This is a genomic window from Salinibacterium sp. UTAS2018, from assembly GCF_004118935.1.
In the GTDB taxonomy this organism is placed as follows: domain Bacteria; phylum Actinomycetota; class Actinomycetes; order Actinomycetales; family Microbacteriaceae; genus Rhodoglobus.
In genome coordinates, this window is record NZ_CP035375.1 from 120,998 (window position 1) to 134,888 (window position 13,891).

The following is a 13,891-nucleotide window of genomic DNA, read 5'->3' on the forward strand; positions in this document are numbered from 1 at the left end:
TGTGTCCTTTGGTGAGTTGAACTACGGGAAGTGGCGAAACTGGTTAGGCGGTGAGCTCGACGATGAGCTCGGGTTCGGTGGCGGCGCGCACGGTTTCTTCGTCAACGCCGGGAGCGAGTTCGCGCAGAACGAGACCGCGATCGGTCACGTCGATGACCGCGAGATCGGTGATGATGCGGTGAACAACGCCGCGGCCGGTCAGCGGCAGCGAGCACTCGTTCACGATCTTGGGGCTGCCGTCTTTAGCCACGTGCTCCATCAGCACGATGACGCGGGCTGCGCCGTGCACGAGGTCCATGGCACCGCCGGGGCCCTTGATCATCTTGCCGGGGATCATCCAGTTGGCGAGATCGCCAGCGACCGAGACCTGCATAGCGCCCAAAATGGCGGCATCGATCTTGCCACCGCGGATCATGCCGAAGCTCATCGCCGAGTCGAAGAACGCGGTGCCCGGAAGGGTCGTGACCGTCTCTTTGCCCGCGTTGATGAGGTCGGGATCGACGTTTTCTTCGGTCGGGTACGGCCCAACACCGAGAATGCCGTTCTCGGATTGCAGCACGACCGTGCGACCCTCCGGAACGTAATTCGGCACGAGAGTTGGTAGCCCGATACCGAGGTTCACGTAGGAGCCGTCAGCCAGTTCGAGGGCGGCACGCGCCGCCATTTCTTCACGAGTCAAAGCCATTATGCGACCACCTTCTGCACTGTGCGACGTTCGATTCGTTTCTCGACATCGGAGCCAACTTCGATCACTCGCGAGACATAGACGCCGGGCAAGTGAACGGCATCCGGTTCAATCTCACCGGGTTCGACGAGCTCTTCGACCTGGGCAACACAGATACGCCCGGCCATCGCTGCGAGTGGCGAGAAATTGCGGGCCGACTTGGCGAAGACGAGGTTGCCATGACGGTCACCCTTGAGCGCGTGAACGAGCGAGAAGTCTGTTGTGATCGCTTCTTCGAGCACGAAGTCCTTTGCGGTTCCCCGAACATCGAACGAGCGAACCTCTTTCTGGGGCGAGGCAATCGCGATGCCACCCGAGCCGTCGTAGCGACGCGGCAGGCCACCCTCGGCCACCTGAGTACCGACGCCGGTCTGGGTAAAGAATGCAGCCACCCCCGAGCCACCGGCCCGAAGCTTCTCGGCGAGAGTTCCCTGCGGGGTCAGTTCCACTTCGAGCTCCCCCATCAAGAACTGACGCTCAAACTCTTTGTTCTCGCCCACATACGACGACGTCATCTTGCGGATGCGGCGGGCGGCGAGCAGAACGCCGAGGCCCCAGTCATCCACACCACAGTTGTTGCTGACGATGCTGAGGCCGTCGGAGCCTAATTCCAGCAGCGCCTGGATGAGAACCATCGGATTGCCACACAACCCAAAGCCGCCAACGGCTAAGGATGCCCCACTCGGAATATCAGCGACGGCTTCTGCCGCTGACCCCACTGTCTTATCGATACTCACGCTCGGACCTCCCGCGGTTGATTGGCCAATAGTTCAGCCATGACACCCGCGACTACATCTGCGCCGCGCTGCGTCAAAGTGATTGTGTAGTGATTGACGTCTGGCGCTTCGTGGAATTTCACATGAGGAAGCTCTGACCGCCATTGGTCGCACTGTTCCGGAGAATACAACGCCGGTACCTGATTGAGAAGACCCCGCGGCGCCCGAATAAAATGCACCGGCATGCTCAGGCCGTCGAGAGCCGCACGGTAGTGGGCATCTCCGCTCAATTGCAGGGCATCGAAACTGACCGCGTCGATTGAACTGGCGGGGTGCAAGTCGGGTGCAGTGCCGACGAGGTCGTAATCGACATAGTCGCGCACTGCCGCCGTGAAGTTGTCGGCGAACGCCGGATGCACGCGCCAGAAGTCTTGGTAGCTCTCCCGATCCTGAAACGTCATCGAAAGCCGATCTACCGCAGGCCCCAGAATCACTTGAGGGAGATCCGCCATCGAGACGCCCTCGGGCGCCGGAATCGGTAGGCCTCCATCGAGCAAGAGCAGGCTGGAGACGCGCTCCGCGTGCTGCGCCGCCAGGGTTGCGGCGACGAATCCACCCATCGAATGCCCGACGACGAGCGCCGAATCAGTGCCGGTTGCCTCTAACAGAGCGTTCATGTCGGCGGCGTGCTGCGGCATCCCGAACGGCGCAGGAAGGTCGCGACTGGCGCCGCGCCCCCGCAGGTCGGGAGCGATCACTCGGTATTCGGGGAAGGCCGCGGCCACGAGCGGCCACGACATATGAGACGCCGTGATGCCGTGGATGAGCAGGATCGTGGCGCGGGGTTCCGACTCGGGCTCCCAGATTGCCGCGGTCAGGTCGCCGCCCACGACGGGAACGGTGATGGTCGTGTGCTGTTCGGTCATCGTGCGCTCCAGCCGCCATCCATCGTGTACGAGGCGCCCGTAACCATGCCGGCACTGTCGCCCGCAAGCCACAGCACGAGGTCAGCCACTTCAGCTGGCTCAACGAGGCGCTTGATAGCACTCTCAGTGAGCATGACTTTCTCGACCACTTCGGATTCCGGGATGCCGTGCACCTTGGCTTGGTCCGCAATCTGCTTCTCAACGAGCGGAGTGCGCACGTAGCCCGGGTTCACGCAATTGCTCGTGACGCCATGAGCGCCGCCTTCAAGCGCCGTGACCTTCGAGAAGCCCTCGAGCCCGTGCTTAGCGGTGACGTAGGCCGACTTGTAGGGCGATGCGCGCAATCCGTGCACTGAGCTCAGGTTGATGATGCGCCCGAAGTTGCGTTCGTACATCTTCGGCAGCGCCGCCCGCACGAGCAAGAAGGGAGCCTCAACCATCAGGTCGAGGATGCGACTGAACATCACGGGGTCGAACGTCTCGATGGGATTGACGTGTTGGATGCCCGCGTTGTTGACGATCACGTCGACGTCGAGGGTGAGGTCGGCGAGCGCCGCCGTATTCGTCAGGTCGACCTGCCAGGCTTCGCCACCCACGAGCTCGGCTTGAACCTTCGCCGCGTCACCGTTGAGGTCAGCCACGATGACGTGCGCACCGGCGTTCGCAAGCGCAACGGTGCACGCGGCACCAATGCCGCTCGCACCACCTGTTACGAGGGCTCGACGGCCCGTGAGATCGGTCATTTCTCGACTCCTTCGGTGCTCGGCTCTGGCACGGCCAGAGCGCGGCGAATAAACGTAATCATCTGATCGAGAACTTCGTCGGGCACGCGCGAGGTGCCGCTGGCGGTGGGGTCGGCATCGTTGCCGGCGTCCGCGGAGTCGCCCCAGAGTACCCAGCGCATCCCGATCATTTCGCCAATGCCCATGAGGGCCCAGGCGGCGACGGTCGGATCGATGTCACCGATTTCTCCGAGCAATTGAGCTTCTTTGAGGCCCTCGATGTAGCCGTCGACAATGCGCGAGTAGTGCAGGCGCAGAGATTTGGGCGACACGAACTCCGCTTCGCGCACGACGCGATAGAGCGCGGGATGCTCGGCGGTGAACTCGAAGAACGCGCGAAAACCAGCCCGTTCCGATTCGATGCGGTTGGAGGCTGCGCCCGAGGCTTCGCTCATGGCCCGACGCACGCGGCGGTTGAGGTCTTCCACGAGCTCCTCGAAGATTTCGAGTTTGCTCGCGAAGTACAGGTAGAAGGTTCCTTGGCCAACGCCCGCTTCTTCGGTGATGCGCACGACCGAGGCATCCGTGTAGCCGTAGCGCGCAAAGACTGTTTCGGCAGCCTCGATGAGCTTCGCCTTGGTGCGGGTGCCGCGAGCGGTGAGTGGTGTACTCATGAACTGATCCGTCCTGCTTGTGCGGACTCTTCTGTCCATTGCCCCAGCAGTACTCGGCGACGAACTTTGTCGCTGGATGACCGTGGGATGTGTTCGGTAAAGATCACGCGCCGGGGCACTTTGTACTTCGCGAGGCTTGCGCTCGCGAAGTCGAGAACATCGGTTTCATCGGTGGAGGCGCCGGAGCGAACGACAACCCACGCCACGGCGACTTCGCCCCACTTCTCATCGGGAACCCCGACGACAGCCACATCGGCAATCGCTGGATGCCCGAAAAGCACGCCCTCAATCTCGGCGGGAGCAACGGACTCTCCCCCGGTGATGAAGATGTCTTTGAGACGGTCGAGAACGCGGTAGTAGCCTTCAGAATCGCGACTGACGAGATCGCCCGTCGCGAGCCAGCCGTTGCGCAGAGCCAGCGCGGTGGCCTCGGGGGCACGGAAGTAGCCGCTGAAGACTCCGGGTCCCTTGACCAGCAGTTCGCCCTGGCCAGCACCCTCGATGCGCTCTCCCGTCACGGGGTCGGCGATGTCGACATCCACGTGCGGGTAGGGCTTACCCGCTGACCCGATGCGCGTGCGCGCTTCTTCATCGGGCAGGCACAAGACGTTCGGCGCCGCCTCGGTCAGGCCGTAGCCCTGAGTCAGCGCCACCCCGCGGCTGTGCCAGACGCGCAAGAGCGGTTCGGGCATCGGGGCTCCCCCGACGATGGCATGCGCGAGGCTCGACAGGTCGCTCGAGGCGAAGCGCGGATGCTGCGAAAGGATCAAATAGTTGGCGGGCACGCCCATCATCGTGGTGATGCGGCGGTCGGCGATGAGCTGTAGCACACGAGCGGGATCGAAGGTGCGCTCGAGCACGACGGTAGCGCCCATCCACCAGGCCAGCAGCGGCTGAATGTTCCAGCCGCCCACGTGGTACTGCGGCATGACGGCGAGCACCGTGTCAGCACTCGTGATTTCGGCCGTGCGCGAGAGCGAGAGGTTGGTCCAGAAGCAATTGGCGTGGCTGAGGATGGCGCCCTTGGCCTGATCGAGGGTTCCCGACGTGAAGATGATGAGCAGAGCGTCGTCGTCGTGGACCGGGCGATGCACGGGAGTCGTTGCCTCACTACGCAACGGCGCCACGATGTCCCGCTCAATACCGTGAGTGCCGAGAATGCCGCGAGCGATCGGAGCGACGAGACGATCGGTCGCCAGAGTGGCCAATGTCGAAAACTCGTCTTCGACAAGCAGCAGTGCGGGATCAGCCTGCTCAAGCTGTTGCGCGATCTCCCGCGGGGACAACCGCCATGAGAGCGGAACGAGCACGAGCCCCGCCTTTGCACACGCGAAGAACACGACCACGTGGTCCGAGCTGTTGCCCGTAATGGTGGCGATGCGATCACCGACACCGTAGCCGCCCGTGAGGAAGGCTTCTGCGAGCGCCGTGGCCCGGTCATCCAGTTGGCGGTAGGTCAACACCACACCGCGGTCGTCGACCGCCACTCTGTCGGGCGTCGCCAGCGCGCGATCGGCAGTCCACCGTCCAAGCGTGTGTAGCCCCTCAGACTGGGTCATTCTGCCTCCTCGAGCCGCTGACGCTTCTGCGGCGCGAGACTGGTGCCTGTAGAGAGGCGCTGCACCGCACCGGCGATTCCTCCGGGAAGGAACAACACCACAAGGATAAACAGCGTGCCGAGGATAAAGAGCGGTTCGGAGAGGGGAATCCGCAAGATTGCCGGAAGTCCGTCGATGGCATCCGAGCTGGCCAGTGCGGTGAGGCGCTGATCGAGCAGGGTGTAAATGATGCCGCCGACTATGGCACCCCAGCGGGAGCCGACGCCACCGAGCACCACGATCACGAGGATCGTGAGGGTGAAGTCAGCTGACGTGGCGCGGGGTGTTGTGCCGCTCTGCAACAGCAAGTGCACCATTCCCACGAGCGACGCCAACACGGAGGCGATAACAAACGCCATGAGCTTCACACCGAAGGGGCGGAGGCCAAGTACTCGCACGCGCAACTCGTTTTCGCGCGTTGCCGTCACCGCGTGACCGGCACGGGAGTTCTCGAACCAGGCGACAACCACGAACACCACGACGAGCAGCGCGAGGGCGAGCCAGTACAGGTTGCGCGTATTGACGACACCGATGAAGAAGTCGGGGATGTGCTCGGTATCGAGTCGCAGGCCCTCTTCGCCGCCCGTGAGGCCGGGGTTACGGCGCACAAGCACGTTACCGGCCTGAGCGAAGGCCAGGGTCACCATGGCGAAGGAGATGCCGGTTACCCGCAGACTCAGCGAGCCCAGCAGATAGGCCGCCGTAATGATAATCGCGAGCGTGAGCCCCAGTGCCGGCAGCAATGTCAGTTCGGTCTCGTGGAGCACAATGCCGAGGCCATAGGCACCCAGAGCAAAGTACAGCGCGTGGCCGAAGGAGAGCATCCCGGCGGTGCCGAACAGGAGGTGGTAGCTCAGCGCGAGAGAGGCGAAAAGCAACGCGAGCGCGAGCAACTGCAGGGTGCCCGGCGTGTAGGTTGCCCCGGGCAGCACGCCTGGAATGGAGATGTTCAGCAACGGCAGGATCGCTGCGACGGCAACGAGAACGCCACCGACAATCCACCAGGTGCGCTGGCTCAACTTCGAGAGCGACTTCATGCTTTCTTCCCCAAGATTCCGGTCGGGCGAACCAACAACACGACGGCGAGCAACAGCACGACCATCAAGTCGCCGGTTCCGCCCCAAAAGTAGTTAGCGAATTGCTGAAGCACCGCAACGACAACCGACGCGATGGCGGCACCCGCGAGTGAACCAAGCCCACCGATCACGGTGACGATGAACGCGAAAATCAGCAGGGATCCGCCCAATTGGGGCGAGACGTAGCCGAAGTAGTGCGAGGCGAGCACTCCGCCGAGGCCGGCGGCTGCACCGCCGATCGCGAACACGACCGTGAAGGCCTTGCGCACGTCGATGCCGAGCGCAGTCACCATTGAGCGGTTCTCCACGCCAGCCCTGATGATGAGCCCGAAGCGGGTGTACCGCAGGAAGGCGACGATACCGAGCAAGACCAGCACCGCAGCTCCGATCATCAAGAAGCGATCGTTAGGAACACGGGCGCCCAAGATTTCGGTTGTCTGCGAGAGCCATTCGGGGGCGGTGACATAAATCGCGTCCGTGCCCCAAATACCTTCGAAGAGCGCAACCGAGGCAAGAGCCAGACCGACCGTCACGAGCACTTGCTCGATATGGCGGTTGTAAAGCCGTCGGATCAGCAGGAACTCTGTGGCAGCGGCGACAAGAGCACCAACGGCCATTCCGAGCACCAGCGAAGCGATGAGCGTGCCCCAGCTGCTGCCATCCATTCGCCGCGCCAGCTCCCAGCCGGCGAACGCACCAAGCGTAAGGAACGAGCCGTGCGCAAAGTTGAGCACGCCCATGAGGCCGTAGATCAGCGAGAGGCCAGAAGCGACCAAGAAGTAGAGCGCACCGAGCCCGAGGCCTGTGATGAGCAGAAGAATTATGGTGCTCATGCGACCCCCAACAGTTCTTTCGTGAGCGCTTCATCGCTCAAGAGTTCTTCGGCGCTGCCGTCGTAAACCACGCGACCGCCTTCCAGCACGATGACTTTCTCGGCGAGCATCCGCACGACCTGCAAGTTTTGTTCAACCAGGAGCACTGGCACCGTCTGAGCGGCGCGCTCCAAGGCTTTGGCGACGTCCATCACGATGAGCGGCGCGAGACCCTTAGTGGGCTCGTCGACTAAGAGCACACGATTGTCGTTGACGAGAGCGCGAGCGAGCGACACCATCTGCTGCTGACCGCCCGAGAGCGTGCCCGCAAGCTGGCCGGCCCGATCGGTGAGATCAGGAAAAAGTTCGTGAATGAGTTGGCGGTTCGGCGAGGAATCCCGCTCGGCGAGCCGCAAGTTTTCGGCGACAGTGAGTGACGCAAAAACCTCACGGTCTTCCGGCACGTAGCCAACGCCGCGCTGAACGATGCGGTGAGTGGGTTCGCGATCAACGCGCTCCCCCGCAATCGTTACCTCGCCGGAGCGTTCGATGAGCCCCATGATGGCGCGCAGCGTGCTGGTCTTTCCGACGCCGTTACGACCCAGAAGCGCCGTCACTCCGACGGGCAGCATCTCGAAACTGACGTCTTCGACAACCTGCTGGCCCTCGATACTCGCGCTCAAGCCAGCAACCGACAGAATCGACTCGGTCACAATCTCGGTCATAGTGGAGCTCCCAAATAAGCTTTCTGCACCGCTTCGTCTGCCATCACGGCATCCGGGGTGTCACAGGCGAGAAGCTGGCCATGGTGCATGACCGCAACGCGGTCGACCAGGCCGAGTACGACATCCATGTGGTGTTCCACCATGAGAACCGTGCGACCCGACTTATGGACCTGACGGATCACTTCGGTGAGCCCGGCCACGTCGCCCGAAGCGACACCCGCCATCGGCTCGTCGAGCAGGATCACGCTGGGGTCGGTGGCCAGCAACATCGCGATTTCGAGCTTGCGCTTGTCGCCGTGCGAAAGCACCCCGGCTTCGGTCTCGCTGTGGTGGCTGAGCCCAACTTCGTCGAGGCGAGCTCGAGCGACGGTTGTTGCTTTGTCGTGCGCCCGCGGAAAACGGATGACTGAGGTCGCACCGCCCAGTTTCACTTGGGCTGCCAGACGAACATTCTCGAGCGCACTGAGCGCCGGAAAGAGACTGGATGTTTGAAAGGTTCTGCCGAGCCCAGCCCGGGCCCGCGCATCAATGGACTGATTCGTGACGGCACGCCCCTCGAGCGTGACGACGCCACCGGTGGGAGTCATCACCCCGGAAATGAGGTTGAAGAGCGTGGTTTTGCCGGCCCCGTTGGGGCCAATCACTCCGAGCATCTCACCCTGAGCAATCGAGAGCGACACGTCATCGATGATGACGGCGCCCCCGATCGTAAGGGCAAGGTGCTCGACCGTGAGCACGGGCTGGTTCGACATAGTTCGTTAGCTACTTACTCTGCGACGGGCGGGGTTACGGCGTCAGCATCAACGGCGTCAACCAGTTCTGGCATCCACGAGTCGCCATCGGCAACCAGCGAGACCTGGAACATCGGCTGAATCATCGCGTGATCCTCGGCGCGAACCGTGATGGAACCCTTGACTGAGTCGAAGGTCCAGCCTTCAAGCGCCGAGATCATGGCATCCACATCATCGCCACCCTCACGGACAGCCTGAACCACCATCTGGGCTGCAACGAAACCATCCGGTGAGAACAGGTCAGCCTGCTCGCCCTCTGCTTCGAGGTAGCTGATCATTGCCGCATTCGCGTCGTTGTCCGTGGCACCACCAAAGTAGTGGTTGAGGAAGCTGATCTGGTCGCTCGCAGCGCCGTAAGCGCCATAGGTCGACACGTCGCCAAGGCCGGTCGCCACGGGAACGCTATCGAACACGCCCTGCTGGCTGAGTGCTTCCCACATGGCACCGGATGTTGCACCGGCCCACGCGACGAACACGAGGTCGGGTTGAGCATCAACGATCTGCTGCGCGAAGGGAGTGAACTCGGTGGCGTCTTCGGGAACGAGGAGGCTCGTCACGTCAGCGCCCTGGCCGCCAAGAACGGCGGTTGCTGCGGCAACGTTGCCCTGGCCGAAAGCTGTGTCCTGGGCGAAGACCAGAACCGACTTGCCTGCCGGGTCACCGATGAACGTTCCCGCCGTAGCGACGTCTTGGTAGCTCTGGCGGCCCGAGCGGAACGTGTAGTCGTTCACGCCCGTGATGCCGTCAGCGGCAGCGGGGCCCGAAATGTAGAGAATCTTGTTCTGCTCTGCCTGCTCGGCGAGGGCGAGCGCGATTCCCGAGGACACTGTGCCGACGATGATCTTCTGGCCTTGACCAATCACATCTTTCGCAGCGGTGACGGCCTTATCGGCGTCTCCAGCATCATCTGTAATCGAGATGTTGAGTTCGCGACCATCGACGGTGCCTGTGCCGTCGGTGGCGTAATCGAGGCCAGCATCGAAGCCAGCTAGGTAGGCCTCGCCATAGGCCGCAAGAGGGCCCGTCTGCGAGGTGATGATCGAAACGTCGACGGGGGCGAGTTCATCGCCTCCACTTCCGCCGTCAGCGGCGGGAGCGCAACCCGCCAGTGTGAGTGCAACCGTCGCAATTAACGCCGGAGCGAGGTACTTTTTACTGACCCGCATGATGGGACCTTTCCTGCTGCCTTAGGAGGATTGTGATCTGAACCTGAGACCCGGTTCAGGTTTCATGTAGCCTATGGTTGCGCAACCACGCTGTCAACAACGGCGACCAAACAAAGGAGTTTGCACAGTGGCCAACACCCCCGCACCCAACGATGTAGTGATCCTTTCCGCAACACGCACCCCACAGGGCAAATTGCGCGGACAACTCGCTTCCCTCACCGCCGTCGAGCTCGGCGCTGTCGCCCTCCGCGCCGCCGTCGAACGCTCCGGCGTCGACGTTGACTCCATCGATCAGGTGATCTTCGGCCAGGTCATTCAGGCCGGCGCCGGACAGAACCCGGCCCGCCAGACCGCCATCGCCGCGGGGCTGGCGTGGAAAACACCCACCGTCACGATCAACAAGGTCTGCCTCTCCGGGCTCGCTGCGATCGTGGATGCTGCGCGCCTCATCCGTCTCGGAGAAGCCAACGTCGTGGCTGCCGGCGGTCAAGAATCCATGACCAACGCCCCGCACGTGCTCCCCGGATCACGCATGGGGTGGGCGTACGGAACGGTTTCGGCCCTTGACTCCGCCGCGCACGACGCCCTCACGGACGCCTTCGACGCCGAATCGATGGGTGCCAGCACAGAGCGCCACAATGGTCGCCTCGAGATCGGCCGCACCGAACAGGATGAGATCGCTGCTGCCTCGCACCAGCGCGCCGCCGCCGCTATCGAGGCCGGCGTCTTCGCCGACGAAATCGCGCCCGTGACGATCCCGCAGCGCAAGGGCGACGATCTGGTTCTCGACACCGATGAGGGCGTTCGCGCCAACACCACCGTCGAGACACTTGCCGGATTGCGCCCCGCCTTCGACCCCGAAGGCACGATCACCGCCGGTAACTCCTCCCCGCTCAGTGACGGAGCTTCCGCTGTAATCCTCGCGAGTCGCGCCTGGGCCGAAGAGCACAATCTGCCGTGGCTCGCTGTGCTCGACCGCTCGGGTCACGTCGCCGGCCCCGACAACTCGCTGCACTCGCAACCCGCCCGCGCGATCGCGGCAGCGCTTGAGAACGCCGGCTGGAGCGCGGGAGACCTCGACTTTGCCGAGATCAACGAAGCGTTCGCCGCGGTGAGCTTGCGATCGACCGCCGAACTCGGACTCAGCCATGACATCGTAAACATCCACGGTGGCGCCATCGCGATCGGTCACCCGGTCGGGGCATCCGGTGCTCGCCTAGTCGTCCATGCCGCGCACGAACTTGCACGCCGCGGCTCAGGTCGCGCTGCTGTCGCGCTGTGTGGCGGCGGCGGGCAGGGCGACGCGCTTTTGCTCACACGCTGACGCTGCCACGACCTTTAAACACAGCGCAACGGTGGCCGGAGTCGACAACGACTCCGGCCACCGTGCTGTAGCAGCAGCTGCCGCTTAGAAGATCGAGATCGGCTTCACGATGTCGGCGTAGATCAACATGGCACTCATGGCGCCCAGCAGCACGACGACAACGAGCGTCAGCGGAATGAACTTTGCAGCGTCGAAGGGGCCCGGGTCGGGCTTGCCGAAGAGCTTCGCAAAGAAACGGCGAACTCCCTCAAAGAGCGCGCCAGCGACGTGGCCGCCGTCGAGCGGCATCAGCGGCACGAGGTTGAACACGAAGAGTGCGATGTTAAGCGAGCCGATGAGGCCGACTAGAGACGCCACTTTGTCTGCCACGGGGGCAGTATCGAGACTGGTGATCTCTCCCGCGATGCGCCCAACACCTACGACGCTGATCGGGCCGTTGGGGTCGCGCTCGTCAGGACCAAAAGCCGCATTGGCAACGTCGATCATGCGCTGGGGCAAATTGAGGATCACGTTGGCGACCGATACGACGTTGTCGCCGACCGCGGGTAAGACGGCGGTCACGGGCTGCTGCACCGTCTCGAGTGCGGAACCTATGCCTAAGAAGCCATATTCTTCTGTCTGGGCGACGCCATTGGCATCCTCGACGATTTGGCCGCGATCGTCATAGACGTAGCGCTCGGTGAGCAGAGGTTCAGCAACGAGAGAAACCTCCGCACCATCGCGCTCCACGACGATGTTGAGGTCGTCACCCGCGGCAGCGCGGATAAACTCGGTCGCCTCGGCCCACGAAGAGACTTCCTGGCCATCCATAGACACCAGACGGTCACCGGGGATGATGCCAGCAGCAAAACCGGGAGCTTCGGGGTCCGCGCTCTCGCACGTTTGTCGCTCAGAAGTCGCAGGAAGCACGCACTCGGAGACACTTCCGACGGTCGTCGAAGCCTGAGCCACACCGAAACCCATGAAGAGAATCGCGAACATCACGATAGCGATCAGCAAGTTCATGACGGGGCCGCCGAGCATGATGATGACGCGCTTCAGCACCGGAAGTTTGTAGAACGCACGAGCTTCATCGACATCGACCAGAGTGTCGGCGCTGGCGCTCCGGGCATCCTGCACGAGGGCTTGAAACACTCCGGTGGTCGCTGTGCGGCTTGAGCCTTCAGCCTTGCCGGGAGGGAACATGCCCGCCATCGAAATATAACCACCGAGCGGAATAGCTTTGACGCCATACTCGGTCTCCCCTCGCTTGCGCGAGAAGATCGTCGGCCCGAAACCAATCATGTATTGGCTTACACGCACACCAAAGAGCTTGGCGGGTAGCAAGTGACCGATTTCATGCAGGCCAATAGACACAGCAAGCCCGACGAGAACGACGAGGATACCGAGAATGTACAAGAGCACGTTTTCCACTCGCTAAGAATAGCCACGCGCACCGACGGTCACCTGTACCGGTGCTGTGGAAGCGGTAGAACAACCCCGCTTTGGGGGCGAACAGGTCGTTCAGTTGCGCTGGCTTTAAACGGATCTAAGAACGAGAAGCGACGACACCGTCAGCGGTGCGTCGCGCCCACGACTCGGCCTCGGCGAGAGCATCCAGCGTCAGCTCGGTTGCTTCGTGGCTCTGCACGACCTGCTCCACAACATCCAAGATGTCGAGGTAGCCGATTGCACCCGCATGGAACGCAAGCACAGCCTGCTCGTTGGCGGCGTTGAACACCGCGGGATAGGTGAGGCCCGCAGTACCAACCGCTTTTGCCATCTCTACCGCGGGGAACACCTCGTTGTCGAGAGGTTCGAAGTTCCACGCGCTCGCCGTCGTCCAGTCAAGCGGTGCACCTACTCCGGCGACGCGGTTCGGCCAATCAAGACCGAGCGAGATCGGCAATCGCATGTCGGGTGGGCTCGCTTGAGCGATCGTGGAGCCGTCCACAAATTCGACCATCGAATGCACGATGGACTGAGGATGCACCGTCACGGCAATGCGGTCGTAGGGCACGTCGAAGAGCAAATGCGCCTCGATCACTTCGAGGCCCTTGTTCACGAGCGTCGACGAGTTGGTCGTGACGACGAGCCCCATGTCCCAGGTGGGATGCGCGAGCGCCTCGCGCGGAGTCACGTCACGCAGGGAATCACGTGTACGACCACGGAACGGGCCACCGGATGCCGTGAGCACCAAGCGGCGCACCTCCGAGTGTTCGCCCGAGCGCAGAGCCTGGGCGATCGCCGAGTGCTCCGAGTCAACAGGAACAATTTGCCCGGGCTTCGCTCGCGACATCACGAGTTCACCGCCAACGATGAGGCTCTCTTTGTTGGCGAGAGCGAGCGTTGCGCCGGATTCGAGGGCCGCGAGCGTAGGCCCCAGACCTACAGAACCGGTAATTCCGTTGACGACAACGTCGGCAGGAACATCCCGCACCAACTGTGCTGCCTGTTCAGCACCGAAGGCGATGTGCTTCACGCCGAAGCGTGCCGCCTGTTCTTCGACAAGCGTGCGATTCGTGCCTGCCGCCAGACCGACGACCTCGAAACGATCACGGTTTGCCTCGATTACCTCGAGAGTTTGCGTGCCGATCGAGCCCGTCGATCCGAGCAAAATTACTGTGCGCATGCCGCTACTTTAGTTGGCTCGTGCGC

At 62.6% G+C, this 13,891-nt stretch carries 14 protein-coding genes; 1 reads left to right on the forward strand and 13 read right to left on the reverse strand.

Annotated elements, in window-relative coordinates; translation table 11 throughout:
- Window positions 1-43: 43 nt before the first annotated feature.
- From ESZ53_RS00605 to ESZ53_RS00655, 11 genes are read right to left on the reverse strand one after another with little or no spacing between them, the layout of a single operon-like run.
- Window positions 44-685, reverse strand: a complete 642-nt coding sequence (locus tag ESZ53_RS00605) for a CoA transferase subunit B (protein ID WP_197134663.1) — start codon at window positions 683-685, stop codon at window positions 44-46.
- The gene (locus tag ESZ53_RS00610) at window positions 685-1,461 is read right to left on the reverse strand and encodes a CoA transferase subunit A (RefSeq protein ID WP_129071062.1); all 777 of its coding nucleotides are present in this window, start codon (window positions 1,459-1,461) and stop codon (window positions 685-687) included. The genes ESZ53_RS00605 and ESZ53_RS00610 overlap by 1 nt, the downstream gene beginning before the upstream one ends.
- Window positions 1,458-2,366, reverse strand: coding sequence for an alpha/beta fold hydrolase (locus tag ESZ53_RS00615; RefSeq protein WP_246837340.1), 909 nt, complete (start codon window positions 2,364-2,366; stop codon window positions 1,458-1,460). The genes ESZ53_RS00610 and ESZ53_RS00615 overlap by 4 nt, the downstream gene beginning before the upstream one ends.
- The gene (locus ESZ53_RS00620) at window positions 2,363-3,109 is read right to left on the reverse strand and encodes a 3-hydroxybutyrate dehydrogenase (RefSeq protein WP_129071063.1); all 747 of its coding nucleotides are present in this window, start codon (window positions 3,107-3,109) and stop codon (window positions 2,363-2,365) included. Before ESZ53_RS00620 ends, ESZ53_RS00615 begins: the two co-directional genes overlap by 4 nt.
- Complete coding sequence (locus ESZ53_RS00625) at window positions 3,106-3,762, reverse strand: TetR/AcrR family transcriptional regulator (protein ID WP_129071064.1); 657 nt, start codon at window positions 3,760-3,762, stop codon at window positions 3,106-3,108. The genes ESZ53_RS00620 and ESZ53_RS00625 overlap by 4 nt, the downstream gene beginning before the upstream one ends.
- Window positions 3,759-5,321 (reverse strand): class I adenylate-forming enzyme family protein, encoded by a 1,563-nt coding sequence (locus ESZ53_RS00630; protein WP_129071065.1) that lies wholly within the window; start codon window positions 5,319-5,321, stop codon window positions 3,759-3,761. The genes ESZ53_RS00625 and ESZ53_RS00630 overlap by 4 nt, the downstream gene beginning before the upstream one ends.
- Window positions 5,318-6,397 carry a branched-chain amino acid ABC transporter permease gene (locus ESZ53_RS00635; protein ID WP_129071066.1) on the reverse strand — a complete coding sequence of 360 codons (1,080 nt, stop codon included), beginning with the start codon at window positions 6,395-6,397 and terminating at the stop codon, window positions 5,318-5,320. Before ESZ53_RS00635 ends, ESZ53_RS00630 begins: the two co-directional genes overlap by 4 nt.
- Window positions 6,394-7,269: a branched-chain amino acid ABC transporter permease gene (locus tag ESZ53_RS00640; protein ID WP_129071067.1), complete on the reverse strand. Its 876-nt coding sequence runs from the start codon at window positions 7,267-7,269 to the stop codon at window positions 6,394-6,396. Before ESZ53_RS00640 ends, ESZ53_RS00635 begins: the two co-directional genes overlap by 4 nt.
- A complete protein-coding gene (locus ESZ53_RS00645; RefSeq protein WP_210403817.1) occupies window positions 7,266-7,973 on the reverse strand; it encodes an ABC transporter ATP-binding protein in 708 nt (235 codons plus the stop codon). The genes ESZ53_RS00640 and ESZ53_RS00645 overlap by 4 nt, the downstream gene beginning before the upstream one ends.
- Window positions 7,970-8,725, reverse strand: coding sequence for an ABC transporter ATP-binding protein (locus ESZ53_RS00650; RefSeq protein ID WP_129071068.1), 756 nt, complete (start codon window positions 8,723-8,725; stop codon window positions 7,970-7,972). Before ESZ53_RS00650 ends, ESZ53_RS00645 begins: the two co-directional genes overlap by 4 nt.
- Window positions 8,726-8,739: 14 nt before the next feature.
- Complete coding sequence (locus ESZ53_RS00655; protein ID WP_129071069.1) at window positions 8,740-9,930, reverse strand: substrate-binding domain-containing protein; 1,191 nt, start codon at window positions 9,928-9,930, stop codon at window positions 8,740-8,742.
- Between the two features lie 127 nt (window positions 9,931-10,057).
- On the opposite strand from ESZ53_RS00655, the gene ESZ53_RS00660 reads away from it, so the two are divergent.
- A complete protein-coding gene (locus tag ESZ53_RS00660) occupies window positions 10,058-11,254 on the forward strand; it encodes an acetyl-CoA C-acetyltransferase (protein ID WP_129071070.1) in 1,197 nt (398 codons plus the stop codon).
- Window positions 11,255-11,338: 84 nt separating this feature from the next.
- On the opposite strand, the gene ESZ53_RS00665 is transcribed toward ESZ53_RS00660, so the two are convergent.
- Window positions 11,339-12,667: an RIP metalloprotease gene (locus tag ESZ53_RS00665; protein WP_129071071.1), complete on the reverse strand. Its 1,329-nt coding sequence runs from the start codon at window positions 12,665-12,667 to the stop codon at window positions 11,339-11,341.
- A gap of 115 nt (window positions 12,668-12,782) precedes the next feature.
- On the reverse strand, window positions 12,783-13,865 hold the full coding sequence (locus ESZ53_RS00670; RefSeq protein WP_129071072.1) for a 1-deoxy-D-xylulose-5-phosphate reductoisomerase: 1,083 nt from the start codon (window positions 13,863-13,865) through the stop codon (window positions 12,783-12,785).
- Between the last annotated feature and the right edge of the window lie 26 nt (window positions 13,866-13,891).